At 68.2% G+C, this 26729-nt stretch carries 26 protein-coding genes; 10 read left to right on the top strand and 16 right to left on the bottom strand.

Features of this window, described 5'->3' with window-relative positions; translation table 11 throughout:
* Positions 1–204 precede the first annotated feature (204 nt).
* The 7 genes from FNH24_RS01365 to FNH24_RS01335 all read right to left on the bottom strand — a co-directional run bounded on the left by FNH24_RS01365 (position 205) and on the right by FNH24_RS01335 (position 8924).
* Positions 205–1941, bottom strand: coding sequence for an ATP-dependent nuclease (locus tag FNH24_RS01365; protein WP_152360329.1), 1737 nt, complete (start codon positions 1939–1941; stop codon positions 205–207).
* 903 nt (positions 1942–2844) lie between these two features.
* Positions 2845–4035 carry a hypothetical protein gene (locus tag FNH24_RS01360; protein WP_152360328.1) on the bottom strand — a complete coding sequence of 397 codons (1191 nt, stop codon included), beginning with the start codon at positions 4033–4035 and terminating at the stop codon, positions 2845–2847.
* Between the two features lie 222 nt (positions 4036–4257).
* Complete coding sequence (ychF, locus tag FNH24_RS01355; protein ID WP_152360327.1) at positions 4258–5349, bottom strand: redox-regulated ATPase YchF; 1092 nt, start codon at positions 5347–5349, stop codon at positions 4258–4260.
* Between the two features lie 63 nt (positions 5350–5412).
* Entirely contained in the window at positions 5413–6228 is an 816-nt protein-coding gene (locus tag FNH24_RS01350; RefSeq protein ID WP_152360326.1) for a phosphotransferase, read from the bottom strand.
* A gap of 150 nt (positions 6229–6378) precedes the next feature.
* Complete coding sequence (locus FNH24_RS01345; RefSeq protein WP_152360325.1) at positions 6379–6837, bottom strand: DoxX family protein; 459 nt, start codon at positions 6835–6837, stop codon at positions 6379–6381.
* A gap of 85 nt (positions 6838–6922) precedes the next feature.
* The gene (locus FNH24_RS01340) at positions 6923–7639 is read right to left on the bottom strand and encodes a tetratricopeptide repeat protein (protein ID WP_161605948.1); all 717 of its coding nucleotides are present in this window, start codon (positions 7637–7639) and stop codon (positions 6923–6925) included.
* Positions 7640–7658: 19 nt separating this feature from the next.
* Positions 7659–8924 (bottom strand): M18 family aminopeptidase, encoded by a 1266-nt coding sequence (locus tag FNH24_RS01335; RefSeq protein WP_152360323.1) that lies wholly within the window; start codon positions 8922–8924, stop codon positions 7659–7661.
* 242 nt (positions 8925–9166) lie between these two features.
* Between FNH24_RS01335 and FNH24_RS01330 the strand changes: the two genes are divergently transcribed.
* Entirely contained in the window at positions 9167–10501 is a 1335-nt protein-coding gene (locus tag FNH24_RS01330) for a hypothetical protein (RefSeq protein ID WP_152360322.1), read from the top strand.
* 60 nt (positions 10502–10561) lie between these two features.
* On the opposite strand, the gene FNH24_RS01325 is transcribed toward FNH24_RS01330, so the two are convergent.
* Both FNH24_RS01325 and FNH24_RS01320 read right to left on the bottom strand, forming a co-directional pair.
* The gene (locus FNH24_RS01325; RefSeq protein ID WP_152360321.1) at positions 10562–11986 is read right to left on the bottom strand and encodes an amidohydrolase family protein; all 1425 of its coding nucleotides are present in this window, start codon (positions 11984–11986) and stop codon (positions 10562–10564) included.
* A 65-nt stretch (positions 11987–12051) separates the two neighbouring features.
* A complete protein-coding gene (locus tag FNH24_RS01320; protein WP_152360320.1) occupies positions 12052–12618 on the bottom strand; it encodes a GNAT family N-acetyltransferase in 567 nt (188 codons plus the stop codon).
* A 70-nt stretch (positions 12619–12688) separates the two neighbouring features.
* Here FNH24_RS01320 and FNH24_RS01315 point away from each other — a divergent pair, with 70 nt between their 5' ends.
* Positions 12689–13294, top strand: coding sequence for a TetR/AcrR family transcriptional regulator (locus FNH24_RS01315; RefSeq protein WP_152360319.1), 606 nt, complete (start codon positions 12689–12691; stop codon positions 13292–13294).
* 67 nt (positions 13295–13361) lie between these two features.
* Entirely contained in the window at positions 13362–14903 is a 1542-nt protein-coding gene (locus FNH24_RS01310) for a DNA recombination protein RmuC (protein ID WP_170304464.1), read from the top strand.
* A 6-nt stretch (positions 14904–14909) separates the two neighbouring features.
* Here the strand turns inward: FNH24_RS01310 and FNH24_RS31315 are convergent, their stop codons facing one another.
* The 5 genes from FNH24_RS31315 to FNH24_RS01290 form a co-directional block, all read right to left on the bottom strand.
* Entirely contained in the window at positions 14910–15347 is a 438-nt protein-coding gene (locus FNH24_RS31315; RefSeq protein WP_161605947.1) for a PIN domain-containing protein, read from the bottom strand.
* On the bottom strand, positions 15344–15556 hold the full coding sequence (locus FNH24_RS31310; RefSeq protein ID WP_161605946.1) for a hypothetical protein: 213 nt from the start codon (positions 15554–15556) through the stop codon (positions 15344–15346). The genes FNH24_RS31315 and FNH24_RS31310 overlap by 4 nt, the downstream gene beginning before the upstream one ends.
* A gap of 33 nt (positions 15557–15589) precedes the next feature.
* Positions 15590–16654, bottom strand: coding sequence for a YncE family protein (locus FNH24_RS01300; protein ID WP_152360316.1), 1065 nt, complete (start codon positions 16652–16654; stop codon positions 15590–15592).
* 1 nt (position 16655) lies between these two features.
* Positions 16656–17186: a SigE family RNA polymerase sigma factor gene (locus FNH24_RS01295; RefSeq protein ID WP_152360315.1), complete on the bottom strand. Its 531-nt coding sequence runs from the start codon at positions 17184–17186 to the stop codon at positions 16656–16658.
* A gap of 70 nt (positions 17187–17256) precedes the next feature.
* Positions 17257–18258 (bottom strand): 4-hydroxy-3-methylbut-2-enyl diphosphate reductase, encoded by a 1002-nt coding sequence (locus FNH24_RS01290; protein ID WP_152360314.1) that lies wholly within the window; start codon positions 18256–18258, stop codon positions 17257–17259.
* 133 nt (positions 18259–18391) lie between these two features.
* On the opposite strand from FNH24_RS01290, the gene xseA reads away from it, so the two are divergent.
* The 4 genes from xseA (at position 18392) to FNH24_RS01270 (ending at position 21248) form a co-directional block, all read left to right on the top strand.
* Entirely contained in the window at positions 18392–19621 is a 1230-nt protein-coding gene (gene xseA / locus FNH24_RS01285; RefSeq protein ID WP_152360313.1) for an exodeoxyribonuclease VII large subunit, read from the top strand.
* Positions 19618–19824 (top strand): exodeoxyribonuclease VII small subunit, encoded by a 207-nt coding sequence (locus tag FNH24_RS01280; protein ID WP_152360312.1) that lies wholly within the window; start codon positions 19618–19620, stop codon positions 19822–19824. Before xseA ends, FNH24_RS01280 begins: the two co-directional genes overlap by 4 nt.
* Positions 19825–19838: 14 nt before the next feature.
* Positions 19839–20645, top strand: coding sequence for a MerR family transcriptional regulator (locus tag FNH24_RS01275; RefSeq protein WP_152360311.1), 807 nt, complete (start codon positions 19839–19841; stop codon positions 20643–20645).
* Positions 20646–20714: 69 nt separating this feature from the next.
* Positions 20715–21248 (top strand): hypothetical protein, encoded by a 534-nt coding sequence (locus FNH24_RS01270; RefSeq protein ID WP_152360310.1) that lies wholly within the window; start codon positions 20715–20717, stop codon positions 21246–21248.
* A 31-nt stretch (positions 21249–21279) separates the two neighbouring features.
* Here the strand turns inward: FNH24_RS01270 and FNH24_RS01265 are convergent, their stop codons facing one another.
* Together FNH24_RS01265 and FNH24_RS01260 are read right to left on the bottom strand one after the other, a co-directional pair.
* Entirely contained in the window at positions 21280–22413 is a 1134-nt protein-coding gene (locus FNH24_RS01265) for a glycosyltransferase (RefSeq protein ID WP_152360309.1), read from the bottom strand.
* Positions 22414–22497: 84 nt separating this feature from the next.
* Positions 22498–23430 (bottom strand): LysR family transcriptional regulator, encoded by a 933-nt coding sequence (locus FNH24_RS01260; protein ID WP_152360308.1) that lies wholly within the window; start codon positions 23428–23430, stop codon positions 22498–22500.
* Between the two features lie 91 nt (positions 23431–23521).
* Between FNH24_RS01260 and FNH24_RS01255 the strand changes: the two genes are divergently transcribed.
* The 3 genes from FNH24_RS01255 to FNH24_RS01245 are packed head-to-tail and all read left to right on the top strand — an operon-like array spanning position 23522 to position 26679.
* Entirely contained in the window at positions 23522–24466 is a 945-nt protein-coding gene (locus FNH24_RS01255; protein ID WP_246186693.1) for a DMT family transporter, read from the top strand.
* Between the two features lie 60 nt (positions 24467–24526).
* The gene (locus FNH24_RS01250; RefSeq protein WP_152360307.1) at positions 24527–25408 is read left to right on the top strand and encodes a metallophosphoesterase; all 882 of its coding nucleotides are present in this window, start codon (positions 24527–24529) and stop codon (positions 25406–25408) included.
* The gene (locus FNH24_RS01245; protein ID WP_152360306.1) at positions 25405–26679 is read left to right on the top strand and encodes a sulfatase family protein; all 1275 of its coding nucleotides are present in this window, start codon (positions 25405–25407) and stop codon (positions 26677–26679) included. The genes FNH24_RS01250 and FNH24_RS01245 overlap by 4 nt, the downstream gene beginning before the upstream one ends.
* The last annotated feature ends 50 nt before the right edge of the window (positions 26680–26729 follow it).

Raw genomic sequence — 26729 nt, 5'->3', positions numbered from 1 at the left:
GCAGCGGACATGACCACGTCTGCCAACGATCAAAGCACAGCCAGCGCACACCTTCGGATGGCACAGCTCGACAGAGAGATCGCCATTGACGCGGCATGTTGAGTCAACAACCGGCTACACGTGAGCGACATCAAAGGATCTAGACGTTGAAGCGGAACTCGACTCTGTCCTGGTCAGCCATCCATGCCTCGCAGCAAGGTCCCGCTACTGCGCTCGACCGAGGATCAGGCGACTGAGTTCTTCGACATGAACTACGCTTTCCTCACGAATCAGCGTCCCCCCATGTTGGCTGACTGCGTTGGCGACGGAAGATTTCGCGCGATCCACGAAAACATCTCCTGTGTCGATCAATCCCATCCTCTTAGCCGCCGCTGTGAGGTTCGCCGACCATTTCCGACTTCGATTTGCGAAGTCCTGAACGTCGAACGATCGACCAAATTCGTTGTTAAGTCCTTCAATACACACTTCCGGGCGCAGAAGATCCTCCAGCTCGGATTTTACCTGCCGGCCACCCAGCAAGAAGATGTTGCTGTCAGGCAGAATGTTGGCTTCTCTAATCCGACTAGCTTCGCTTCGCCCACCTTCATCGTCATCCAGAACCACAAGAATTCGGCACACAGTCGCCTTTTCGCGCTGGATCTGCGCGCGCATTTGACCAGTTCCACGGGTTGCCCTGAAGACAATTCTTCGGGACGTCGCTTCATGCCTCATTCGTGAGTCAACTTCGGCAATTAACACTGGAATCACCTTCTCGTCACTCACCCCCTCGACTAGCACGATAGTGTCGGCGGACTGAAGATTATCACTCAATTCGACACCCAGGGCCGCTCTGATTACCGAAACATTCTTAGCAGCGCGCGCCGAGTTTGTCTTTACAAGGATGTTCGACTCTACACGTTCCCGATTGACGAAGATTGGATTATGAGTGGCAAGGATTACCTGCTGCGTGACAGAAAGAGCCTGGAAGAGGCTCTGCAATTCATGTACAGATGCGGGGTGCAGATGCGCTTCCGGCTCGTCGACAGCGAGGACGAGGCTATTGCCGCGTGACTGCTCCTGAGCAAGCTCCTGAATAAGTGCCATCGTTACAAGACTTTTGATCCCGTCACCTTTGCTCTCGATAGAGGTCACCGTGCCGTCGTGGACCGTGAGATCCTCAATCGTATTGGTTCGACCGATGTCAGAGTTCTGCAATTCAATGGACTGGACAGTGGGGATGTAGCGCTTCATTGAATCCGCCAAGTCGCGCGCAACCTGTCCGACTGCCTCCTGACGCAGCTCATTCAGCCTCGACGTCAATGCCTGATATTCCTCACTGTTGAGGAGGGATCGTGTTCGAATTCGCGCGAGCTCATTCACCAGTGCGATCGCCTGATCGCTTGTACGAATCGCAGGAACAGACACCAAGGAGATTCGCGAGGCTATAAATTCTGCAATCTCGCGCGCCTTGGCGCGATGAGTCGCCGCTCCGCGTCCAGGCTTAACCACACCGAACGCCACGGACAGGCGCCCGAGTGTGATTTCTATCGGGAGTTCACCATTGTTCGCGATCCCAGTGAGTTCGGTGAACGCTCGAACCTCGTCGTCGGTGAGTCGAAATCGCAGGCGCAGCAAGGTGGGATGTGTTCCACGTCGCTCCTGCTTTGCAAGTGGATAGTCGTCGCTCCACCTATATCCGATTGCGATCCGCCCGGATCGACCAAAGCTGCGCGAACGCAGAAATGTCAAAGCGGCGGTCCCAGATAGTTCCCCACCGCGAACAAGATCCGGGCTTGCGATGCTCCACCGTTGTATAACCTCCATGCCGAGAGCTAGCGCCCTGAGCAGATTTGATTTTCCTTCATTGTTAGGGCCAACGAGGGTCGTAAGATCGTCGACGAGAAATTTTGTCTGCGTGGTAATCGAACGATAGTTCTGCACAGTAACGTCAGCAAGTCTCAAGACCCACCCCTTAAACCAAGCATGCTGCCATTGCCCTATCTTAAACGTGTTCTATTCTCGATGGTCGGGTGATCGTGATCAACAGTCCCCACGCTCCTCGTCCACCTCCTTGAGTTCCGGAGCTGGACGTTGGTCTGGATCGAAACCTGGATTCCTACTCACGCGACCAACTTGGGTGCACGAACCATCTGGAGTGGCTCGTAAGGTGAACTCCATCGAGGTAACGCATTCGCCCGTCGATTCATCCCAGGCAAAGCCTCCACCGAGACGTTGGGCGGATGCCTCCTCGCCCGGCGAACTGTAACGGGCAAAGATTTCATCGCCTGCCGGCCGATTGCGGCATTCAAGCCGCGGGGGCTCGCTTGTAGGCGTACTCACGACCGGAGATGTGGAGGCAGTTCCTGGCTCCGGACTATTGCTCATCGCTCCCGGCGGGCCATCCGCGGTGCTCACGCCTCCACCACAGCCAGAGAGCACGAGAACGGCCACGAGCACGGCTCCCAACGGGCGAGCCGACCTCACTAGGACGGTCTTGTGATGGTCACGCCTAGCACCAACCCCAGTCGCCCTGCACCTGCCCAGGCCTGTCGTCATGGCGCGACCTTAACCGGAATATCGACTCGGACGTGGAGGAACGGCAGATCCTATGCGCCTCGGATTCAGAAATCCGCGCCGTGTCCTTGATTGACCGAACGAGGCCGTCATCCACGCGCGGTAGGCCGACGCCCAGTGGAGGCAAGCTGCTCTACTTCTTGGATGCTGATGTTGGTCCGCTACGGAACTCGACTCAGCCACCGTCGACCACTTGTTGAGCAAGTGAGCGGGACCAACCGAGCGCGGCATTCGCGAACCCGAACATGGCGCAGGAACGCCCTCAACCCGTTCCTGGACTGCAGCGACGCATCATGTCGGGGTTTCACGGGGAAACGCCTCACCGACCGGCCACACCTCCGGCAAGCCGAAGAGGGAACTGATCATCACCTCGGGCTCGCGATTCTCGATGTGATCGATCACCGGCTCGGCCACCCGCCACACCGGCAGCGGGACTACGTCCTTGTGTGGTTCAGGGTGGATCCAGAATGTCGGGAGGGCCGTCGGCCGGTATTCGGCGACGGATCGCCCGATCAGGACACCAGCGACGTGTTGGTGTGCCCAGCTGCCTGCCAGCCAGTAGCCGTCCGGCTTTCGGCTTGGGACAGGCGGCGCATCCCGATCGTCAAGCGAGATCGTGAACTGCTCAGTCCCGTAGAGCGCGTTCATGGTGTCGGTGTCGTCATGGCTGAAGGCGAAGCTGTTGATTGCGATCACGAGCGGAAGATCGAGGTCGCCGTATGCGGAACCCTTGTCCTTGAGGGCGTCGCGCAGCGATTCGTCATCATTGATCCATGCCGCCTCGACAGGTCCGAAGATGCCGAGCGGCCGGCGGCCGGCTCGGCCTCGTGCATCCGCCCGGACAGGGAATGGTCGAAACTCGAGTTCCCACCCTGCCTCCGACCACGGAAAGGGTTGCACGGACTCAAAGTAGGTCCCATCAACATCGATGGAGTCGGGGTCCAGAGCGGCGACCCAACCCTCCAACTTCCTACGGAGTCGCTTTGTCGGAAGGTCCGCCGATCCGATGCGATTTACATCGATCTGGAGGAAGAAGTTCGGGCAGTGCATCGAGTTGAGGGCGTCGTAAAGCGCGCGCTTTCGGGCCGAGGCACCGCCATCGGCCGACGTCGAGACCAGGCACTTGGCCTCGACGTAGAACGCCTCCTCCCCGCGAGTCACGAGGAAGTCCGGCTGCCTGGCGCTCCCTGGAACGACCGGATGGACCGTGACGCTGAACCCGCTTCGGGTGAACGTCTCGTGGAGATAGAGCTCCCAGAACGCGCTCGCGTGCTGAACGTCGTCCGAGCGAAGCCGCCCGACGATGTCGCGACGAGCCGCATCGGGAACGTTCGCGACCCAAGCCTCGACAAGGTCCCGCACCTGATCCCAGAAGCCGCCGGCGACTCGATCGAGGAAGGCAGCTGTCGACTCGTTGTGACGTGATGGAGAGGCGTCGGTGCGGTCACGGATCGAGAAGACCTGGCTCGGTGCGTTGGTCACAACGAGATCATCCCGCCCTCCTCCCTGAGTGGCGAAGAGGTTTATCGCCTACCTTGCCAGGAACCGACCAGCCTGCCTCGGTGAGCTGCCGATCGATCAGGACACGAGCGCGCACGTGCGCCGCAAGTCGGTTGGCATCGTCGGCGGTAGCCGTGGCACTGCGAAGGCTACTGGCACTCGACGAGAGTGGACCTGACTTCGGGGAGTTAATCGACGGGCTGATCACTTCTTGGCTGCAGAGGTTAGTCCGCTGCGGAACTCGACCACGTCGCCGTCGCTCATGATGTAGTCCTTGCCCTCGATCCGGACCTTGCCCTTGCCTCGGGCGGTGACCATGGAGCCGGCTTCAACGAGGTCGTCGTAGGAGATGACTTCGGCCTTGATGAAGCCCTTCTCGAAGTCGGTGTGGATCACACCGGCGGCTTGCGGGGCGGAGGCGCCCTTGGGGATGGTCCAGGCGCGGGATTCCTTGGGGCCGGCGGTGAGGTAGGTCTGCAGGCCGAGGGTGTCGAAGCCGACGCGGGCCAGGTTGTCGAGGCCGGGCTCGTCGATGCCCATCTCGGCCAGGAAGTCGGTGGCCTCGTCGGGCTCCATCTCGACCAGCTCGGATTCGATCTTGGCGTCGAGGAAGATCGCCTCGGCCGGGGCGACGACGGCGCGCAGCCGGGACTTCAGCTCCTCGTCGGCCAGCTCGTCGGTGTCGCAGTTGAAGACGAACAGGAAGGGCTTCGCGGTGAGCAGGAAGAGTTCCCGCAGCGGCTCCCGGTCGAGGCCGGCGCGATAGATCGTCTGGCCGGAGTTGAGGATCTCCTGGGCCTGCTGGACGGCGACCAGGGTGGCCTGCTTCTCCTTGTTGAGCCGGGCTTCCTTCTCCAGCCGCGGCTGTGCCCGCTCCAGGGTGGCCAGGTCGGCCAAGATCAACTCGGTGGTGATCGTCTCGATGTCGGAGGCCGGGTTGACCTCGCCGTCGACGTGGGTCACGTCGATGTCGCGGAAGGTCCGGGTCACCTGGCAGATCGCGTCCGCCTCGCGTATGTGGGCCAGGAAGGCGTTGCCCATCCCCTCACCCTTGCTGGCGCCGCGGACGATGCCGGCGATGTCGACGAAGCTCACCGTCGCGGGCACGATCCGCTCCGAGTCGAACAGCTTGGCCAGCACGGCCAGCCGCGGATCGGGGACCCCGACCACGCCGACGTTGGGCTCGATGGTCGCGAACGGGTAGTTCGCCGCCAGGACATTGTTACGGGTCAGTGCGTTGAACAGGGTCGACTTGCCCGCGTTGGGAAGCCCGACGATGCCGATGGTGAGTGCCACGGGGGCTAAGCATAGGGTCGGTTGCCGCCAGGGCAGTCATCGACCGTGGCGACCGCCGGAGGATCAATCCCGATGATCTTGGAGCAGGGCACCCTGCCAGTGGTCGGCGTGCTCAGCCAGGTAGTCCAGATCACCGCTCTCGGCGCGCGGATCGGTCGGCGGCAGCGGCGTGATCCGACCGCGGGCGGCCAACTCCGCCATGCCGCGCTGGTTGAGTTCCTGGCGCTCGCGCAGCACGTCCAGCAGGACGGCCCGGTCCGGCTCACTCAGCCCGTACGCCTCCGCGAACAGCACCAGCCGGCGAGTCCGGTCGCGGCCGGCCGGCCAGCCCAGGGGTTCGGCATAGGCGGGCCGGTGCAGCGGGACCAGCCGCCAGACGGCGTAGGCCAGATCCCAGACCCGGCGGCCCGGCGCGGCACCGTCCCAGTCGATCACCGCGGCGACCCGCTGCCGGTCGTAGATCAGGTTGAACGGAGCCAGGTCGTTGTGGCACACGACCTCGGCCACCCCGGACGGATCGGCGAAGGCCTCGTTCCAGCCCTCCGCGTGAAAGCCGACGGACAGGTCGTGCAGCCGGCGGATCGTCTTCGCCGCATCGATCAACGCGGCGTCGGACGCGAGATCGGCGGTGATCGGCGGATAGCCGGGGCGTCCTTCGATGTACGGCCAGACCTCGCGTCCCGCCTCGTCGAAGCCGAGTGGCCGCGGCACCTGATCGCAGCCCCGATCATGCAGCTCCTGCAGGAAAGCCTGGATCGTTCGGCTCGCCGGCGACGGTGTCCGCCGCACCGTGTCGCCGATCCTGATCACCTCGACCGAGACACCGCCGGCCAGCCGCTGCTCGGCCGGATCCGCGGCCTCGCCCGAGTTGTCGATCATGGTCGCACCGTACCAATGCCGGTGCGCGGGATCTCAGCCTGGTCCGTCGGGCGAACGATCTTCATCCGGCCCGCCCTTCGACAGGCTCAGGGAACGAACGGGCGACTCGTCGACAGGGTCAGGGAACGAAGGGGCGGCCCGTCGACGAGCTCAGGCGGGTGTGGCCTCGGCGCGTGCGGTCGCGACCTGTTCGCGGCGGCGGCCGACCAATAGATGATCAAGACTGAACCGGCCCGCGCCGGCGACCGCGAGGCCGAGGCTGAGCACGGCGAGCAGGGCGACGAACTCATAGCCACCGCCGCCGGCGAAGAAGCCGTTCGGCCCGTGCACCAGCACGGCGGCGCCGATCATGGTCGCCGTGTACGCGATCCCGACCAACGGCGTCAGCAGGCCGAGGATGATCGCCGCGCCACCGAAGATCTCCAGCGCGGTGACCCCGGGTGCGGCGAGTTCCGGAAACGGGACGCCCAGCTGGGCGAAGCCCTGCCGGGTCCCGTCGATCGTGTTCAGGGCGTACTTCTGCCAGCCGTGCGCGATCATCACCACGCCCAGTCCGATCCGGACGATCAGCAGACCGAGATCCCGGCGAGTGTTCAGTGGCGAACCCATAGAGTTCCTCCAGGTAGTTGAAGGTGCAAATACTTACCTGGGTCCAACTCGCGGCCGGCGGCGAGTGTTCCCGACTCGGCGGAATTCAGTAGATCTTGTCGCCCAGGAAGGTGCGGATCGCCTGCGCCTCGTCGTCCCGGCCGACCCGGTCCAGCACGGTGGCCATGACCGCGAAGGACGCAAACAGCTCCGGCTCGTACTGGGCCGGATCGCCGGCCGCGAGCTCCTGGTAGATCGCCACCGACTCGCCGATCGTCGGCTGGGCGCGGTCGAGCTCGACCCCGGCGGCCGCCCGCAACTGGGCATACAGCCGCAGGGTCTTGGCCAGGTCGGCATCGATGATCAACTCGCCGGCCGGCAGCACCGCGCGCCGGAACAGGACCGCCCGTTCGCTGATCGCCAGTGCCTCGGCCTGCTGGCCGAGCTCGGCCAACGCACCGGCGAGCGAGGAGGTGACGCCACCCAGGAAGGGCAGCACCTCGGGCTGATCGTCGTACGGTCCGGCCAGCTGGATCGCTTCCGTCAAAGCGGAAACGGCCTCCTCGTAGCGGCCGAGCTTGGCCCGGGCCAGCGCGAGGTTGTTGATCTCCGCGGCCAGCCGCAACGCGAACCTGGTCGGACTGTCGACCATCAGCTCGCGATAGATCGCCGCGGCCTGCTCGAAGTCGGCAGCCGCCTGCTCGAAGCGACCGTCGGCATACCAGTCGCTGCCCCGGGACTCGAGTCGCGATGCTCGGGCGATCAGTTGATCTTCGCGACTCATGATCGCCTCCCCGAACCGCTCCCTGCTCCCCCGGGTCACCAGCCAATCATGGAAACGATCAGCCCGCCAGGAATGCCTGCATCGCTTGGGCCAGAGCGCGCAGGTCCTCGACTCCGGCCAGCTCCCGGGCCGAGTGCATGGACAGTAACGGGACCCCGACATCGACCGTGGTGATGCCGATCCGGGTGGCCGTCAGCGGCCCGATCGTGGTGCCGCAGGGCAGGTCGTTGTTGGAGACGAACTCCTGGCCGGTGACGCCGGCGGCCCGGCACGCGGCGTGCCAGATCGCGGCACCCCGGGCGTCGCTGGCGTACCGCAGATTGGCGTTGATCTTGAGCAGCGGCCCGCCGTTCATCAGCGGCCGATTCACCGGGTCGTGCCGGCCCGCGTAGTTGGGATGCACGGCATGGCCGGCGTCGGCCGACAGGCAGTACGAACCGGCCAGAGCCCGGTGTCGCTCGTCGACATCGGCGCCGAGCGACCCCGCGATCCGGTCCAGCACGTCGGCCAGGATCGGGCCGGCCGCTCCGGAGCGCGATCCGCTGCCCGCCTCCTCGTGATCGAAGGCGGCGAGCACGCTGATCGAGTCACCGGGGCCGGAGTTGATCAAGGCGACCAGCGACGCGTGCACGCTGCTCAGGTTGTCCAGCCGGCTGGAGGCCAGGAACTGATCATCGATGCCGAAGACGGCCGGTGCCGCCGTGTCGTAGGCCAGGACGTCGAAGCCGCCGATCTCGGCCGTGGCTACCCCGGCCAGCCCGGCCAGATGATCAAGGACCGACCGATGGTCGTCGCCGACCAGCCAGATCGGCGCCGTGTGCTGCTGCTTGCTCAGCTGCAGACCCTGGTCGTTGACGGCCCGGTCGAGGTGGATCGCCAACTGCGGGATCCGCATGATCGGCCCGGTCCGGACCAGCACCTCGCGACCGTCGGTGAGCGCCAACCGGCCGGCCAGGCCGAGCTCGCGATCCAGCCAGGAGTTGAGCAGCGGCCCGCCGTAGATCTCGACCCCGACCTGCCCCCAGCCGGCGCTGACGAAGTCCGGGTTCGGCTTCAGCTTGAAGCTGGGCGAGTCCGTGTGCGAGCCGAGGATCCGGTACGGCGTCGTCGGCCCGGCCCCCTCCGGCACTCGCCAGGCCAGCAACGCCCCGTCCCGGATCAGGTAGCGGCCACCGGGCCCGCCCTGCCACGGCTCGGACTCGATCTGCCGGGCGAACCCGGCCGCCTCCAGCCGGCGCGCGCCCTCGGCGGCGGCATGGAAAGAGCTGGGCGAGGCGGCGACGAACGCGGCCAGGTCGAGAGCATGATCAACAGCGGCGGACATGGCACAAATCTATCCGTCGCCCCGCGGCCGTGATCCGCGGGCCAGGGATAGCGCACCCCGGACCACCCTCGCCCGGTTTTCACCAGAAACAGTGTCCGAAAGCCAAGTTATGGACGTCTTTGATTACACTTCATCACTAATCATTGACCGTCAATGTCGGACTCATCTATATCTAGGTCATGTCCCCTATTCGCCCATTGGGCACAACGTTTGCCGCGATCCTGGCGGCCCTTCTCGTCACCGTGGGGCTCTCGACCACTGCGGTAACGCCGGCGACCGCGGCCCCGGCCGCCGGCACCAAAGCCACCTACGCCGGAGAGGTCACCAACGCCGCCACCGGCCGCATCGACAGCGACGCCACGATCAGCCGGGTCAAGGCGATGAACGCCAACACCTACGCCTATCTGGTCTGGCGGGCGAACGAGTGGGAAGACTTCAAGACCGACTTCATGCCGAAGGCGCAGGCGGCCGGGCTGAAGGTCTGGGTCTACATCACCCCGCCGTCCGAGGGCTCTCCGCCGCCGTACGGCTCCGACTACATTCGCTGGGCCCAGGAGATCGCGACGGTACGAGCGACGTATCCGAATCTGACCGCCTGGGCGATCGACGACTTCAACGCCAACGTCGGGAAGTTCACCCCCGCCTACCTGCAGCGGCTGCGGGATGCGGCGAACGCGATCAGCCCCGGTCTTGATCTCTACGCGACGGTCTATTGGTCCGCGCTCAAGAACACCAGCTTCGCCGACACCTACGGCCCCAAGCTGGACGGCTTCATCTTCCCGTTCCGGGACGAGCCGTACACCAACACGATGGGGACGGCCACGGTCACCGGTCAGCTGAACACGGTGGTGGCCAACGCCGCCCGCACCGGCGACAAGGTCTTCCTGATGCCGTACGCCTCCAAGCTCAGCTCCGCGGTGGTGCCACCGGACGTGAACTACGTCAAGGCGGTGACCCAGGTCGGGCTGACGTTCATGAGCCAGGGCAAGATCCCCGGCATCGTCCAGTACAACCTGCCGCTCACGGCCGGTCAGGGCAACGGGGACACGAACCGGGCCCGCACCGGCACCGGCGCGCTGCGCTTCGAGGTCGAGCCGAACACGGCGACCACGGCCGGGAGCTACGCGGCGGCGAGCACCACGGTCACGCTCAACGCCGGATCGACGACCTGCTCGATGGTCGCGTTCAACACCGACACCGCGCCGAACGGCGGCACCGCCGGCTACCACTTCAAGCAGGCCCTGGCCGGGGGCACCCTGGTCTGGGAGCGCGACGTGGCGACCGACGGCACCGGCTGGTACACCAACTCACCGGCCAACCTGACGCCCTACCTGGTCAACGGATCGACCACCCTGACCCTGCGGCTCTATGACAAGAAGGGTGTCTCCAACTACGCGCTCGACGTGTCGTTCGACGACCTCGCCCTGACCGGCTGCCACCTGAGCAACAGCACCTTCGAAACCCCGGCCGGGTGGACGTTCAGCCGGGCCGGTGGCTGGGTCTTCGGCGCCGTGAACCAGTTCAACGCCGACTACTCCGGCGCCGTGCACGCCGCGGTCGCCGCCCAGTTCAGCTGACCGGTGTTGATCATGGTCGCGACCGCGCCGGGTCGCCACCATGATCAACCGGTCCGATGGTCAGCCGGCGACGGCGGCCGCCGCCGTCTCGTCCGTCGCCGCGGACGCAGTCTCCCGCACCGCGGCCAGCAGCCCGTCCAGCGCGGTCCGGTCCAACAGCCGGCCCCGGGCGACGACGGCCCGGATGGCCTTGGTGTGCAGGACATCGACCAGTGGGTCGGCATCCAACAACACCAGATCGGCGACCTTGCCCTCGGTGACGCTGCCCTGGTGGTGATCATGACCGAGGTAGCGGGCCGGCTCGATGGTCGCGGTCTGCAGGGCCCGGAGCGGGCTCAGCCCGGCGGCGACCAGCAGCCCGAGCTCGTCGTGCAGCGAGAAGCCCGGGAACACGTAGCCGGTCATCGTGTCGGTGCCGGCCAGTAGTCGTACCCCGGCCGCTTCCAGCGAAGCGACGGTCTCCAGCCGCCACTGGAACAGCAACCGCGCCTGGAAACCCTCCTCCGGAGTCCGGTGGCCGGCATAGAAGCCGTCCACGATGAACTCGTAGAACTGCGCCATGTCGGACGGCAGGTACTGCAGCCGGTGATCACGCGGATCCACCGTGTCGGGCCGCTCCAGCACGCGGTGCAGCACCAGGGTCGGACAGACCGCGGCGCCGGCGGCGGCGACCCGGTCGAACAGCCGCGCCGCGCGATGGGCACTGTGGGTGTTGGCCGCCTCCCACTCGATCCGGGCGACCTGCTGGAACCAGGAGCTGTAGAGCGGGTTCCAGTCGGGCTCGACCTCGGCCATCGCCTGCTGCAACCGCTCGGCATGGCGTGATGTCTCCGGCCCGAACCGGTGCAGGTGCTCGAAGCTGCGCTGGCCCCAGTTGGTCGCGTCCTCGAACGACACGGCGTCCGGCAGGTGGCCGGCGAACGGCAGCTCGAGCTTGGTCGCCTCGTCGGCGATCGCGCGCAGGGTTTTGGGCGTCAGCCGGGAGTAGACCTTGACGAAGTCCGCGCCCTCCTCCTGCGCCCGGCGTACGGCAGCGCGCCCCTCCGCCTCGGTAGTGGCGACGATGTACTCCTGATCGGCCGGGGCGTCCGACCACAGCGAGGGTCCGCCGTCGACCAGCGGGCTGGCGATGATCCAGCGCGGGCCGAGCCGCTCGCCGGAATCGATCCGGCGCCGCCACTCGTGCAGGTGCGGCGTGCCCCACATCACCCGGCCGGTGGTGACGCCGTTGGCGATCATCAGCAGTGGATCGATGTCTTCGTTGCCGCTGTCGTGGACGTGCATGTCGGCCAGGCCGGGGATCAGGAACCGGCCGGTTCCGTCGACGGCCCGGAACCCTTCCGGTACTCCGATCTCGGCCGCCGGACCGATCCGGTCGATCCGGTCGCCGGTGATCAACACGGTCTGGTCGGGCCGGGACCGCCCGTCGATCACGTCGACGACGGTGACGTGGGTGATCGCGGTCTGCTCGGGGTTGTTCGTCATGGCTGGACTCCGTTTCGGTCGATGATCATGAATGCGGATCGGTGATCAAGTTCGAAGGGCAAAGGTCAGTGATCGGTCGGCGGCCGCGGGTCGCGCCACATCGGGTGCAGCTCGGGCCCGTCCGGCAGCCGGGCCGGCTCGCCGTACGCCAGGAAGCCGTGCCGGGCGTAGAGCGCGGCGTTGCGCGACGACGACGCCTCGAGATAGATCGGCAGGCCGGCGCTGTCCCATTCGGCCAGCCCCTGTCGTAACAACGTTCCGCCGTGTCCGCGACCCCGCTCGGCCGGCTGGACGCCGATCACCCGCAGATAGCGGTGATCGACTTCCACCGGATACCGCTCGCCGAGAAGTCGATCAAGGTCGGCCAACCGAGCCAGGTGCGGGACCAGGACCGGGGCCGGCTCCGCCGGCGCGGGGAGATCGTGCTCGGCGGGGGTGGACCAGACGGCGGCCGCCAGCGGCTCTTCGTCCGGGCCGGTGGTCCGGACCTGACCGCTGCGCAGGAACAGGCGGAGCACCGTGGTCAGCGCCGCCGGTCGGGTGGCCGGATCGGGAAACAGCCAGCGCATCAGCGGGTCGTCGAGGAACGCGTCGGTCAGCAGCCGGTTGATCGGGTCGTCGTCGGGTCGCATGCTGGCAACTATACATACGTCTTATACGTTTGTATAAAACAGACGTCTAGATCGTTGTTAGGCTGCCCGGATGGGCCACAAGGAGCAGCTGTTGGAGGGCGCGAAGCGCTGCCTCGCCGAGAAGGGGTATGCCCGGACCACGGCGCGCGACATCGTCGCGGCGTCCGGCACCAACCTGGCTTCGATCGGCTATCACTACGGTTCCAAGGAAGCCCTGCTCAACGCCGCGATGGTGGCCGTGGTCAGCGACTTCACCGACCAGGTGCTGGTCCGGCATCCCCGGCCGGCGGGAGCGACGCCGATCGAGGCGTTCGAGGAGTTCTTCGGCGGCCTGCTGGCCTCGTTCGGGCAGGCCCGCGAGGTGCTCAGCAGCAGCATCGAGGCCTACATCGGCGCCGCCCACTCCACCGAGCTGCGGGAGCAGCTGGCCGAGGCCCACGAGTTGGCCCGGCGCGGCCTCGCGGCCGAGGTGCTCGGCGTGGCCGAGGACGACCTGGACGAACGCCAGGTGCGGACCGTCGGCTCGCTGCTGATGGCGTTGTATCCAGGGCTGATGGTGCAGTTCCTGGTCGATCCGTCCCGGACCCCGACCGCCGAGGACCTGGCCGCCGGGATCCGTGCTCTCGTCGCGCCGGGTCCGGATGCCCCCGGCGCTGCGCTCGAACCGATCGACTGAGCCCAATCACGGCTGCTGCGGCGGTGCCTCCGACGGATTGTCTGCCGCGCCAGGCAGGATCGAAGGTATGGATGTGACTGCGGTCGTGGCGATGCTGGCCGGTCTGGTGATCGGGCTCGGCATCGGTGCCGCCGTGGCCGGAATCGTGATCCGGTCCCGGCAGGAAACGGCCGAGGCCCGGGAGGACGGCCGGGCCCGGACCGAGCTGTCCCAGGCACAGACGCTGGCCGCCGAGGCGCGCAGCGAGTCGTCCCAGTCCCGCTCGGAGTTGTCCCAGGCCCGGGCGGACGTCGCCGAGGCGCGGGCCCTGGCGTCCGCGGCCCAGGCCGAAGCGGCCGAGGTCGGCGCCCAGGTGGCCAAGGCCGTCGCCGAGCGGGATGCCGCGATCGGCCGGGCCAAGGAGCTGGCCGCCGACCGGGAGGCGATGCTGAACCAGTTCAAGGTGCTGTCCGGCGAGACGATCGAGAAGCAGAGCAAGTACGCCGAGGCCTCGGCCGACGCCCGGCTGAAGGCGACCGAGCAGCTGATGGCGCCGGTCCGGGAGAGCCTCGACCGGTTCAACCTGCGGCTGACCGAGGTGGAGAAGGAGCGGGTCCGGCTGTCGGCCGACCTGCGCCAGCAGGTCCAGTCGGTGCAGCTGACCGGGGAAAACCTGCGCCGGGAGACCCACGCCCTCGCCACCGCGCTGCGCAAGCCGCACGTTCGCGGCGCCTGGGGCGAGCTGCAGCTGAAACGGGTGGCCGAGCTGGCCGGGATGATCGAGCACTGCGACTTCACCACCCAGCACACGACCAGCAGCAACGACCGCGCCGTCCGGCCGGACATGCGGGTCGACCTGGCCGAGGGCAAGTGTGTCTTCGTCGACGCCAAGGTCCCGCTGAGCGCCTTCCTGGATGCGCACGAGACCGACGACCCGGACCAGCGCAGTCACGCGCTGCAGCGGTTCGCCCAGCACGTGCGGACCCACATCGATCAACTCAGCGCGAAGAAGTACTGGCAGGCCGACGCCGGGACGCCCGAGTTCGTGGTGCTGTTCCTGGCCAGCGAGGCGCTGGCGGCCGAGGCGTTCCGGCTGGCCCCCGATCTGCACGAGTACGCGTCCCGCCGCGACGTCGTGCTGGCCACGCCGACCACCCTGATCGCCATGTTGCGGGCGGTGGCGTACGGCTGGAAGCAGGCGAAGCTGGCCGAGAACGCGGCCGAGGTGCTGCAACTGGGGCGGGACCTGCACGAGCGGCTGGGCACGATGGGCAACCGGCTGGACAAGCTCGGCCGGGCCCTGCGCACCTCGGTCACCGCCTACAACGACACCATCGCCACCGTCGAGGGCCGGGTCTTCGTCAAGGCCCGACAGTTCACCGACCTCAAGGTGACCGACCAGGAACTGACTGCCCTCACTTCCGTCGACGACCCGGTCCGCCAGATCCAGGCGCCCGAGCTGGTCGAGGACGCCGCCCAGGTCGAGCCCATCATCGGCCGGACCCGGCGCCGGGCCAAGACTGACACCGTCCCGGAGGCCGAAGAGCTGGTCCGGTCCGAGCCGGACCTGTTCGAGTTGATCGAATCCGAACTGCCGGCCCCGGACGAGAAGCGCGACACCGGCTCCTGATCGGCGTCAATCGAGGTCGTAGGGAAGGATCCGGAACGCGTCGGCGCCCCACAGCGGCTCGAGATTTCGGAAGTGCCGCTGATCCAGGGTGATCACCGTGGTGGTTCGAAAACGATCGGCCAGGACGACATTCGAGGCATCGGCGATGCCGAGGTAGTCCTTCCCGGAACCGAACCGTTCGGTGATCGCCAGGGCAGCCGCGTGATCGTCGGCATTCCACTCGCCGAGCTCGTACGCACCCGTCACCACGTCCATGGCAAACCGCCGGGCCGCCGCCGCGCCGAACGTCGTCGAGAGCAGGTAGTCGGTCTCGGCGACGATGAACGGCGAGACCACCGGCAGGAACTCAGCACTCTCAACGATCGCGCCGAGAGCCGCGTGCTCGCCGTAGTCCGCATCGAAGATCGCCAAGATCGCACTGGTGTCAACGATGGCGGCGTTCACTGCCCGAAGCCGCCGGCAAGAACCGCGTCGATCTCCTCCGCACTGAGCGGCTTGCCACTCCGGTAGCCACCGACCGTCGGTTTGGGCCGCGCACCCGCGCGATCCATGAGCTTTTCGATCTCCTGCGCGAGGGTCAGTCCGTCCGCGGCCGCGAGCCGGTGCAGGCGGTCCCGGGTCCCTTTCGAAACCTTGATCGTCGTCATGGTCATACCGATGAGTATACCGCCGATGCGGGACTAGGGTCAGGGGACGTCGAGCTTCAGGCAGCGTTCCTCGCGGATGCTGCAGCGGGCCAGGCCGGTCGGCGTCCCGTCGGTGTACAGCTCGGCCAGCAGCAGGTCGTCGTCCTCCCAGGTCAGCGTGAGCAGTTCCCGCTGGTCCGGCGGCTGGAGCTTGAGTTCCCGGCTGCGATCGAGGGTTTGCGCGCTGACGTACGGGATGGTCTCGGACTCACCACCCCAGCTGCCGCCGAACGCAAGCCAGGTGCCGGCCGAGTTGACCGCGACCTGTTCGCTCGGCACCGGCTGCCCTCGGGTGATCACGCCGGTGGTCGAGACGTGGGCGAGGTAGAACGTCTCGCCGTCCTGCACGATCACGCCGGCCGCGGTGCTGGCCAGCACCGACCTTCCGGGCGAGGCAGCGTCCAGATCCACGACCTGCCGACCGTCGGAGCCGAGCCACATCAGCTGATTCGTGCCGTCGCTGAGGAAGACCTGCTCGTCGTCGGTGACCGCGACGACGCCGAACCCGGCCGGATCGATGGGCAGCTCGTTGACCGTTTCGCCCGAGCGGGTGTCGATCAGCGCATGTCGATCGCCGCGGCTGACCGCGAGCCGGGTGCCGTCCGGAGAGAGGTGCGGCAGCAGGGTGACCGTTCCTTCAATGGCGTGCGGCTCGCTGCCGGTGCCCCACCACCAGGTGTCATCGGTGCGCTGGGCGACCCAGACGCCGCGGGCCTGCTGCACCGACGCCCACGCGCCGGGGACCTGACTGCCGCCGGCATACAACCGGCCGTCGAACAGGTACGGCACGGTCGGCGCGTCCGCGGACAGCGGCCGCACGGGGGCGACGCTGCCGACGGTCGGGGTCGGCGGCAGGGCCGGCTGCAGCGACCGGCCGGCTCCGGACACGGCCAGGGCCGTGATCACGCCGACGATCAAGGTCACCGCCGCCGCGACCAGGAGCGGACGCCAGTGGCGCCCGGGCCGGGCCGGGGACTGTCGCAGCGCGGGCCGGGGCGGAACGGGGAGGCCGTCGGCCACCTCGCGGAGTTCGCGGCGCAGGGTGTCTTCCAGGTGGTCGTTCATCTCAGTTCTCTCCCCTCTGGCCGGTGCCGGCCGAGCCGAGCGCGGCTCGCAGCGCCTTGAGGGCGCGGTGGGCGGTGGACTTCACGTTGCCGCGGGAGCAGCCGAGGGTGTCGGCGATCTGCTCCTCGCTGAGGTCTTCGTAGTAGCGCAGCACGATGACCGCGCGTTGCCGCGGCGGCAAGGACTTCAGGTGCGGCCAAAGCATCAACTGGTCCTCGGGCCCGGGCTGCGCGTGCGGCTGCTCGTGCGCGGACCAGGAGTCGGTCAACAGTTCCAACCGGTGCCGCTTCGGGCGCCGGCCGGAGAGGAAGGTGTTGGTGAGCATCCGGCGCAGGTAGGCCTCCGGCACGGGCGCGGCGACGATCCGGGACCAATACCGGCACGCCTTCTCCAGCGTCTGCTGGGCGACGTCCTCGGCGTCGGCATGATTGCCGGTGAGCAGGTACGCCGAGCGGTAGAGCGCCGGCCAGGCGCCGCCGGCGTACTCCTCGAACGTCGGCGGGCCCGACTTGCTGGTTTCGGTATGGATCATCTGACACCACCCTTCCGCTGACTAACGCCCGCAGGCGGTCAGAAGGTTGTATCAGGTTTGCACGGAGCGCTCAGTCGTTGATGGCGCCCTTACGCAGATCCTTGCGCAGCTCGGGCGGCAGGGCGAAGACCAGCGACTCCTCGGTCAGCCGTTCCTCCTCGGCGACCGGGAAGCCCTGCTGCTGCAGGAAGTCCAGCACGCCGGACACCAGATCTTCCGGTACGGAAGCGCCGCTGGTCACGCCGACGACCGAGACGCCGTCCAGCCAGGCCGGGTCGATCTCGGTCGCGTTGTCCACCCGATAGGAGGCACTGGCCCCGTTCTCCAGCGCCACCTCGACCAGCCGGACCGAATTCGAGGAGTTGGCCGAGCCGACCACGATCACCAGGTCGGACTGGCGGGCGATCTGCTTCACCGCGAGCTGCCGGTTCTGGGTCGCGTAACAGATGTCGTCGCTGGGCGGATCCATCAGCAGCGGCAGCTTCGTCCGCAGCTTGCCGACGATCTCCATCGTCTCGTCCACGCTCAGCGTGGTCTGGCTCAGCCAAGCGACCTTGGTCGGGTCGGGGATGTCGAGCTGGTCGACGTCCGCGGGCGACTGGACCAGCGTGATGTGGTCCGGCGCCTCGCCGGTGGTCCCCTCGACCTCCTCGTGCCCGGCGTGCCCGATCAGCAGCACCTGCAGGTCGTCCCGGGCGAACCGGCGGGCCTCGTGATGCACCTTGGTGACCAGCGGGCAGGTCGCGTCGATCGACTTCAGGCCGCGATCCTTCGCCTCGGTCTGCACCGCCGGCGAGACCCCGTGGGCGGAGAAGACTACGGTCGCCCCCTCGGGCACCTCTTCCAGTTCCTCGACGAAGATCGCCCCGCGCTGCTCCAGCGTCTCCACCACATGCTTGTTGTGCACGATCTGTTTGCGGACATAGATCGGCGCGCCGTACAGGTCGAGCGCCTTCTCCACCGTGATCACCGCCCGGTCGACCCCCGCGCAGTAGCCGCGAGGTGCCGCCAGCAGGACCCGCTTCGTCCCGGTCGGGGCGGCTTGGGTGGTCGGGTCGGCCGGAGTGGTCATGCCAGCCATGCTAGTTGGCGCGCTTGCTTCGTTCCCTGAGCCTGTCGAAGGGCAAGGGGTGATGCTCTGACTTGCCCTTCGACAGGCTCAGGGACCGAAACGAACGACAGTGACGCCCGTTACGCTCACCTCCATGCCGATGGAATCGTCGCCGGAGCAGCCGCTCCCGCTGTCCCGGGTGACCAGTGCGGTCCGCGGCTGGATCGACCGGCTGGGCGCGGTCTGGGTCGAGGCGCAACTGATCGAGATCAACCGGCGGTCGGGAAGCAGGACGATCTTTCTCACTCTGCGGGATCGGCTGGCCAACGTGTCGGTCAGCGTGACCGCCTCGGCGACCACGATCGACTCGGCCGGGCCGCTGTCCGAGGGAGCGGCGATCGTGGCCCGGCTGAAGCCGTCCTACTACGAGACCGCCGGCCGGCTGAGCTACTACTGCGACGCGATCACCCCGATCGGCGAGGGCAAACTACTGGCCCAACTGGAGCAGCGGAAGCGGATGCTGCAGGCCGAAGGGCTGTTCGCCCGCGAGCTCAAGAAGAGGCTGCCGTTCCTGCCGCGCACGGTCGGGCTGATCACCAGCGCCGGCAGCGCGGCGGAGAAGGACGTGATCGAGAACGCCCGGGTCCGCTGGCCGGCGGTGTCGATCAAGACCGAGCCGGCGCTGGTCCAGGGGCCGCAGGCGGTCGATCAAGTGATCGACGCGCTGGCCCGGCTGGACGCCGACCCGGCGGTCGAGGTGATCATCATCGCCCGCGGCGGCGGATCGCTGGAAGATCTGCTGCCGTTCTCCGACGAGGCGATGATCAGGGCCGTCTTCGCCTGCCGTACGCCGGTGGTGAGCGCGATCGGGCACGAGACCGACAACCCGATCCTCGATCTGGTCGCCGACTTCCGGGCGTCGACCCCTACGGCGGCGGCGAAGCGGGTGGTGCCCGACGTGGCCGAGGAGCATGATCGACTCGACCAGGCCCGGGCCCGGTTGGGTCAGTCCATGGTCGGCCTGATCCGGCGGCATCGCGAGTTCCTTGATCAACTGCGGTCCCGGCCGGTGCTGGCCGACCCGACCGCCAGCTTCGCGGTCCGCCGGGAGCAACTACACTCGCTCTCCGATCGAGGCCATCGGGCCATGGTGGGGCGGGTCCGTCAAGATCAGTCGGCAGTCGAGCATCTGCTGGCCCGGGTCCGCGCCGTGTCGCCCAAGGCGACCCTGGAACGCGGCTATTCGATCTTGGTCGACGGCGAGGGGGTGGCCGTGACGTCGGTGGCGGAGATCGACGTTGATGACGACCTGTTGGCGTACGTGGCGGACGGGCAGCTGACGCTTGCCGTCCGCGACATCGAGAAGGGAGGGATCGGTCGATGAGTGAACCCGAGCTCAGTTACGAGAAGGCCCGTGAGGAACTGATCGCGGTGGTGCAGCGACTCGAGTCCGGCGGGGCTCCGCTCGAGGAATCCCTGGAGCTGTGGGAACGCGGCGAGAAGCTGGCCCAGATCTGTCAGCAGTGGCTGGACGGGGCCGAGGCGCGGGTCAAGGCGGCCCGGCCCGGACCGGACGCCAAGGCCTGACCGAGTCGCCGGCGATGTTCTCGATCGGCGCGTTCGCCGCGATGGGCCGGGTGTCGGTGCGGATGCTGCGGCACTACGACGCGCTCGGCCTGCTCCGCCCGGCCCGGGTGGACGAGTTCTCCGGCTACCGGTTCTACCGGGCCGACCAACTGCGCCGGCTGAACCGCCTGGTCGCGCTCAAGGACCTCGGCCTGCACCTCGACCAGGTGAAGTCGATCTTGGACAAGGAGCTCGACGGCGCCGACCTGCACAGCCTGCTCGGCCGCCGGGAGGCCGAGCTGCGTGATCAGATCGCGGCCGACCAGGATCGGCTGGCCCGGGTCCGGGCCCGGCTGGCGCTGATCGAGGCCGAGAGCGGATCGCCCGGCGGCCGGGTGACGATCGAGCCGCTCGCCCCGGTCCGGGTGGCGTTGGTCTCCGGCACGGCCGCGAGCAATGATCACGAGGACATCGGGCCGGTGGTGCAGAAGCTCTTCGGCGACCTGTTCGCCGCCCTCGGGTCGACTCCCTTGACGGGGTCGACGATCGCCACCTACCGCCCGATCGGCGACGGCGAGCTGGCCGTCCAGGTCTGTGCTCCGGTCGGTCCGGAGTTCACCGGGCCGGGCCTCGAGCTGGCCGAACTGCCCGGGCATCCGACTGCGGCGACCTACCTGCATCACGGCGTGATGGCCGAGATCGGCGGCGCCTATCAGGTGCTCGCGGCCTGGATCGAGGACGCCGGGCACAGCACCGACGGCACCGCGCGCGAAGTCTATCTGTCCAGCGAACCCGAGTCGCAGCAGGACTGGCGGACCGAGGTCCAGTTGCCGATCACCTGATCTTCACGACCTCCGTTGATCACCGATCGCCATCGGCCGGCTGATCGCGAGAGGCCGTACGGTGTGACGATGCAGGTGAGACTGATCGGTGCGAATCCGTTCCTGACGCTCTACCGCGACGGCGCCCCGGTCGCCTGGGCCTCGGCCTGGCGGGTCGACTGGTCCGAGCGCGGCCCCGGGCACGCCCTCGTCCACGGGGACGCCGATCGGGTCCGTGTGATCGGGCCCGACCCCGGGCTCGGCCCCTGGCTGGCCGGGACGTTCAACCGGTATTTCGCCGACGTCGTGGCCGGTCTTCCCTGGCGCGAACCGGAGACCGTCACCGCGCCGGTGGAGTGGGACCTGGACCTGGCTCGCGGGCTCCGGGCGACGGCCGGCGACCTCAGCATCACCGTCGCCGATCCGATCGATCGACGGCTCACCCGCAACGATCGCTACGACCTGGGCGGGGAGCCGAACGTCTTGTCGACCGTCTGGATGCCCTGCCGGACCGGCCTGATCGAGCTGGCCGGCGCGGCGGTGGACGGCACGCTGAAGATCACCGATGACCCGCTCTATTCGTCGGCCGCGATCGCCGACGCGGAGGTGTGGTGCCACCCGTGACTGCCATGATCAACATTCAGGTCGGGGCTGATCAGGTCCCGGTGATCAACTCGACCGCCTCGTCGACGCTCGGCAGTGCCGCGATCTCGGCCGCGAACGACCGGGCCGCCGTCGCGAACGACGGCTCCGCCAGCAGCCGGGTCACCGCGGCGCGTACCTCCTCGGCGGTCGCCGGCACCTCCTCACCGGAACCGATCGCCAGCCCGGCACCGGTCGCGGCGACCCGGGCCGCGTTGTCCGGCTGATCGGCGAACTGCGGCACCACCACCATCGGCACGCCGGCCGCCAGCCCGCCGAGCACGGTCCCGGTGCCGCCGTGACAGATCATCGCCGCCGCCCCGGCCAGGGCGTCCGGTTGCGGCAGCCAGGTCAGCACCCGGACGTTCTCCGGCACGGTCCACTCCTCCGGCCGGCCGCCGTCGCCCACCGTCACCAGCAGCCGTACCGGCAGGTCGGCCACCGCCTCGACGACCGTGCGGAACGTCGCCGCCGCGAAGGGCACGCTGCCCGCGACAGTCCCGAACGTCGCGTAGACGAGCGGGGCGTCGCCGGCCCAGTCCAGCGGCGCCGGCTCGGCGGCGGGAGCCCGGAACCGGTGCACCGCGGGGCCGCCGGGCTCCTCGAACGACAGCGGCAGCAACGAAAGCGAGGACTGCCGGTGCAGGTAGGACCCCTCGGGGTCCGGCGGCAGGCCGAGTGACTCGCGGAAGCCGGTCAGGGCCCGCGCCGCCAACGGGAGGGTGAAGCCGACGAACTTGTCCAGCCCGATCAGCAGCTGCGTCGTCCGTACCCCACGCAGTTCGCCGGCGATCGCCGAACCCAGCTCGCCGACCTCGCGCAGGATCGCCTCGGGTCGCCACTCGTCCACCGCGCCGAGCAGACCCGGCATGATCGTTCGGGCGGCCAGCTCGGCGCCGAGCGACACGAAGACCTCGTTCCGCTGCTCCGGCGGCGCGGCGAACATGCGCCGGTGCACCGCGGCCAGCTCATCCGGATCGATGTCGGGGCAGGGCCGGTGCGGCAACCCGGCCCGCTCGACCGCCGCACCGAAGGAGGCGGGAGCCGCCACCAGCAACTCGTGCCCGGCCCGGCGAAGGGCCTCGGCGAACGGGACCATCGGCCCGAAGTGCCCGGCACCGGCCGTTGTCGCGACGAGAACCCGCATGCGGTGGATTCTAGGCGGCGCGGACCGACTGGATTCGGCCGGTCGGGTTGATCATCGACAGGCCGCCCCGGCGCCCGAGATTGATCATGCTCCGACGCCGATCATCGAGGGTAGCAGCGACCGCGCCCGTTCCTCGTCGGCGCAGCCGTGGAGCAGCTCGACCGCCCGTCGCATCGGCGGCGAGCCGGCCGTGCCTTCCTTGATCAACACCTGGATCGCGCGAACCGGAGTCGGGTCGACCAATGGCACCGCCACCAACTCGTCCGGGAGCTCGCGGCAGGCCAGCCGCGGCAGCACGGAGATGCCGATGCCCTGCCGGACGAAGGCGAGCGCGGTCGCGAAGTCGTGCGTCTCGACCGCGAAGCGTGGCGCGTAACCGACGGCGGCGCAGGCGTCGATCGGGATCTGCCGGCACGGTGCGGCCGGGAGGTCGTTGTCGACCCACGGTTCGTCGGCCAGTTCGGCCATCCGGACCGAATCCGCGCCGGCCAGCCGGTGCGACCGCACCATCACGGCCAGGTACGGATCCTCCAGCAGTCGCAGCGCCGCGTACCCCACCGGCGGTCGCGGATGCAGCGCCTCGACCGTGATGTCGAGGTCCGGCAGCAGCGTCCGCGCCACCTCGCGCAGCTCGGCGTGCCGCAATTCGATCGCCAGGTCGGGAAACTCACGCAGCAGCGTCGCGGTCACCGCTGGCACCCAGCGGGCGCCGACCGACGCGAAATAGCGCATCGTGAGCCGCCCGGAGCGCCCGGACTTGAGATCCTCCACGACGCCGTCGATCCGGTTGATCGCGCCGAGCACCTCGGCCGCCTCCGCGGCCAGCCGCCGGCCCGCGTCGGTCGGCTGGATGCCCCGACCGGCCCGCTCGACCAGGGTCAGCCCGGTCTCCCGGGACAACGCGGTCAGGTGCTGACTCAGCGCCGACGGCGTATACCCGAGCAGCTGGGCAGCACGATGCACGGACCCGGTCGTGACGACCGAGCGGAGGATCCGGAGCCGGTGGACGTCGATCATGACGAAACCGTACGCGATCATTCAGTAGAACTGAACAGTGCGTCAGAAATAGTCGCTTGTCCTGAACAGTGGGCACCCCCAGGCTGGGGCCGTGACCGCGACGATCGCCAGCCCTGACCAGACCCGCACCGACTCTCCCCTCGCCATGCTGGCCGCCGTCGGCGCCGTCGTGCTCTGGGCCTCGGCCTTCGTCGTGATCAGGATGACCGGGCCGCATCTGTCCCCCGGCGCGCTGACGCTCGGCCGGCTGCTCGCCGCGGTGGCCGTGATCACGCCGTTCGCGCTCCGCCGGGTGTCCGGCCGGCGGCTGCCTCGCGGCCGGGACTGGTGGCTGGTCGCCGCGTACGGCGTGCTCTGGTTCGCGGCCTACACCACCAGCGTCAACGCGGCCGAGTTGCAGCTCGACGCCGGCACCACCGCGCTGTTGGTCAACGTCGCCCCGGTGATCGTGATCGGCTTCGCGGCACTGCGGATGGGTGAGCGGATCTCGGCTCCGCTGGTGATCGGCTTGATCATCGCCTTCACCGGCACCGCCATGATCGCGGCCGGACAGCAGTTCGCGACCGGGCAGCCGGGCCAGCCCCGCAGCCTGGTCGGGGTCGGGCTGGCCCTGCTGGCGGCCGTGCTGTACGCGGTCGGGACCCTGACCCAGAAGGCGGCGCTGCGCCGCACCGACCCGGTCTCGGCGACCTGGCTCGGCTGCCTGATCGGCACCGCGGTGTGCCTGCCGTTCGCGCCGACCTTGATCACCGAGCTCGCCGCGGCGCCGCCGGCGGCGATCATCGGGACGGTCTATCTGGGGATCTTCCCCACCGCTCTCGGCTTCACCCTGTGGGCGTACGCGCTGACCCGGATGCCCGCCAGCCGACTCAGCGTCAGCAGCTATCTGGTGCCCGCCGTGGCCGTCCTGCTCGCCTGGCTGCTGCTCGCCGAACTGCCGGCGCCGCTCGCCCTCGTCGGCGGCGCGCTCTGCCTGGCCGGCGTCGGCGTCAGCCGGCTCAACCGGTCGATCCGCCGATCGCCCCGCCCTTCATGATCGCGACCCGGCCGATTCTCGCCCGCGGGGTTGACTAGTGCCCTGCACTAGGCTTTCGGTATGGACGGCGACGGTGGCGACGATGCTTCCGGCGACGACCTTCCGCTGCTGTCCTTCGGCGTCGTGGCGGACTGCCAGTATGCGGCGAACGGCAACAGCGCTCCGCACCCCGTCCGTCGCTACGACCTGAGCCGGAGCAAGCTGGCCGAGGCGGTGGCGACGTTCAATGATCATGAACTGGCGTTCGTGATCAACCTGGGCGACCTGATCGACAGCTCGGCCGATGATCTCGGACCGGTGCTGGAGGTGTTCCGGACCAGCCGCGCTCCGGTCCGGCACAGCCTCGGCAATCACGACCTGGCCGGCTTCGACGGCGACCGCCCCGCCGCCGTGCGGGCGCTGACGATGCCCGGCCCGTACTACTCCTGGACCGCTGCCGGTCACCGCTTCGTCGTCCTGGACACCAACCGGATCGGCGTGCTCGACCTGCCGGCCGGGTCCGTGGCCTGGCACCGCGGCGTCGAGGAGTTGGAGCGGCGGTTCACGGCCGGAGAGCTCAACGCCCAGCCCTGGAACGGCGGCCTCGACCCGGTCCAGCTGAGCTGGCTCGGCCGGGAACTCGATCGGGCGAGCGCGGCGGCGGAGCGCGTGTTGATCTTTGCCCACCAGCCGGTCGTCCCGGCCACCGACCACACTGTGCTGAACGCCAACGAACTGCTGGCGGTGCTGGCCCGGGCCGGCTCCGGGCTCGCCGGCTATCTCTGCGGCCATGATCATGCCGGCGGACTCGGGTGGATCGGGGCCGCCCCGGCCGTCACCTTCGTCGGCATGGTGGACACCGAACTGAACGCGTACGCGATCGTTCGGGTGTACGCGGACCGAATGACCATCACCGGGTACGGACGCGAAGTGACCCGGGAGCTCACGGGAGGCAAGCGATGACCCAACCCAACATCGTCCTGATCCACTGGCACGATCTCGGCACCCGGCTCGGCTGTTACGGCCGGGCCGACGTGCAGAGTCCGCGCGTCGACGCGCTGGCCGAGCAGGGACTGCGGTTCGACGCGGCGTTCTGCACCACGCCGCTGTGCACCCCGGCCCGGGCCTCGCTGTTCACCGGCCTGTATCCGCCGCGGCACGGGCATCACGGGCTGGCGCACCGCGGATCTCGTTACCGGGAAGGGATCCGGACGCTGCCGATGCTGCTGGCCGATCAGGGCTACCGGACCGCGCTGACCGGGATGCAGCACGAGGCCGTGGACCCGAAGACCATCGGCTTCGACGAGGTGTTCCAGCTCGACGGCGGCGGGCAGTTCTGCGGACCGGTCGCCGGGCTGGCCGAGGCCTGGCTCGCCCAGCAGCCGGCCGACGCGCCGTTCTTCCTCACCGTCGGCTTCACCGAGACCCACCGCGACTTCGAGGTGATCAGCCGCGACGAGACCGAACCCGAGCCCGACCGGTCCGAGCTGGATCGCGTTGTCGTGCCCGGCTACCTGCCGGACAATGATCACACCCGGGTCGACCTGGCCGCGATGAACCGGTCGATCGCGCGGGCCGACGCCGCCACCGGCCGGGTGATCGACGCCGTCCGGGCCCGGCCCGACGCCGACAACACCGTGATCATCTTCACCACCGACCACGGCATCCCGTTCCCCCGGGCCAAGTCGACGCTCTACGACTCCGGCATCCGGATCTCGCTGATCATGGTCCCGCCGCCCGCGTGGCAGACGTCGCCGGCCGTTGTCGATCAGCTGGTCAGCCACGTCGACATCACCCCGACCCTGGTCGACCTGGCCGGCGGCGAGGCCGACGTCGACGGGGTCAGCGTGGCCGGTCTGCTCCGCGGCGAGCCGGTCGAGCGGCGGGCAGGAGTGCTGTCGATGAAGGATCAGCACGAGATCTACGACCCGATGCGGACCCTGCGGACCGAGCGGCACAAATACATCCGCAACCTGCACCCCGGCCCCCGCCTGATCCTGCCCACCGACCTCGACCTGAGCCCGACCCGCGCCGGGATGGACGCCGACTACCGGCTCCCCCGCGACCACGAGGAGCTGTACGACCTCGAAGCGGACCCCGACGAACTCACCAACCTCGCCGCCGACCCGGCCAACGCCGACCTGCTCGCCTCACTCCGTGATCAACTCGCCGCCGAACTCACCCACCTCGACGACGCCGCCTTCGATGCCTGGGCCGCCGCCGAACAGGCCTGAACCCCCCGACTTGTCAGACTCTAGGCACGCTATAGCGTGCCTAGAGTCTG

It is taken from the genome of Microlunatus speluncae, assembly GCF_009299835.1.
GTDB classification, from domain to species: domain Bacteria; phylum Actinomycetota; class Actinomycetes; order Propionibacteriales; family Propionibacteriaceae; genus Microlunatus; species Microlunatus speluncae.
Note: the sequence above shows the minus strand (reverse complement) of the source record. Positions and strands in the feature narration are given on the sequence as shown.

Excerpts from the sequence above, each read along its gene's own strand:
- FNH24_RS01350 (WP_152360326.1), bottom strand. The coding sequence starts at position 6,228 with ATGATCGACAACTCGGGCGAGGCCGCGGATCCGGCCGAGCAGCGGCTG.
- FNH24_RS01345 (WP_152360325.1), bottom strand. The coding sequence starts at position 6,837 with ATGGGTTCGCCACTGAACACTCGCCGGGATCTCGGTCTGCTGATCGTC.
- FNH24_RS01335 (WP_152360323.1), bottom strand. The coding sequence starts at position 8,924 with ATGTCCGCCGCTGTTGATCATGCTCTCGACCTGGCCGCGTTCGTCGCC.
- FNH24_RS01325 (WP_152360321.1), bottom strand. The coding sequence starts at position 11,986 with ATGACGAACAACCCCGAGCAGACCGCGATCACCCACGTCACCGTCGTC.
- FNH24_RS01320 (WP_152360320.1), bottom strand. The coding sequence starts at position 12,618 with ATGCGACCCGACGACGACCCGATCAACCGGCTGCTGACCGACGCGTTC.
- FNH24_RS01315 (WP_152360319.1), top strand. The coding sequence starts at position 12,689 with ATGGGCCACAAGGAGCAGCTGTTGGAGGGCGCGAAGCGCTGCCTCGCC.
- FNH24_RS01310 (WP_170304464.1), top strand. The coding sequence starts at position 13,362 with ATGGATGTGACTGCGGTCGTGGCGATGCTGGCCGGTCTGGTGATCGGG.
- FNH24_RS31310 (WP_161605946.1), bottom strand. The coding sequence starts at position 15,556 with ATGACCATGACGACGATCAAGGTTTCGAAAGGGACCCGGGACCGCCTG.
- FNH24_RS01300 (WP_152360316.1), bottom strand. The coding sequence starts at position 16,654 with ATGAACGACCACCTGGAAGACACCCTGCGCCGCGAACTCCGCGAGGTG.
- FNH24_RS01295 (WP_152360315.1), bottom strand. The coding sequence starts at position 17,186 with ATGATCCATACCGAAACCAGCAAGTCGGGCCCGCCGACGTTCGAGGAG.
- FNH24_RS01290 (WP_152360314.1), bottom strand. The coding sequence starts at position 18,258 with ATGACCACTCCGGCCGACCCGACCACCCAAGCCGCCCCGACCGGGACG.
- xseA (WP_152360313.1), top strand. The coding sequence starts at position 18,392 with ATGCCGATGGAATCGTCGCCGGAGCAGCCGCTCCCGCTGTCCCGGGTG.
- FNH24_RS01280 (WP_152360312.1), top strand. The coding sequence starts at position 19,618 with ATGAGTGAACCCGAGCTCAGTTACGAGAAGGCCCGTGAGGAACTGATC.
- FNH24_RS01275 (WP_152360311.1), top strand. The coding sequence starts at position 19,839 with ATGTTCTCGATCGGCGCGTTCGCCGCGATGGGCCGGGTGTCGGTGCGG.
- FNH24_RS01270 (WP_152360310.1), top strand. The coding sequence starts at position 20,715 with ATGCAGGTGAGACTGATCGGTGCGAATCCGTTCCTGACGCTCTACCGC.
- FNH24_RS01265 (WP_152360309.1), bottom strand. The coding sequence starts at position 22,413 with ATGCGGGTTCTCGTCGCGACAACGGCCGGTGCCGGGCACTTCGGGCCG.
- FNH24_RS01260 (WP_152360308.1), bottom strand. The coding sequence starts at position 23,430 with ATGATCGACGTCCACCGGCTCCGGATCCTCCGCTCGGTCGTCACGACC.
- FNH24_RS01250 (WP_152360307.1), top strand. The coding sequence starts at position 24,527 with ATGGACGGCGACGGTGGCGACGATGCTTCCGGCGACGACCTTCCGCTG.
- FNH24_RS01245 (WP_152360306.1), top strand. The coding sequence starts at position 25,405 with ATGACCCAACCCAACATCGTCCTGATCCACTGGCACGATCTCGGCACC.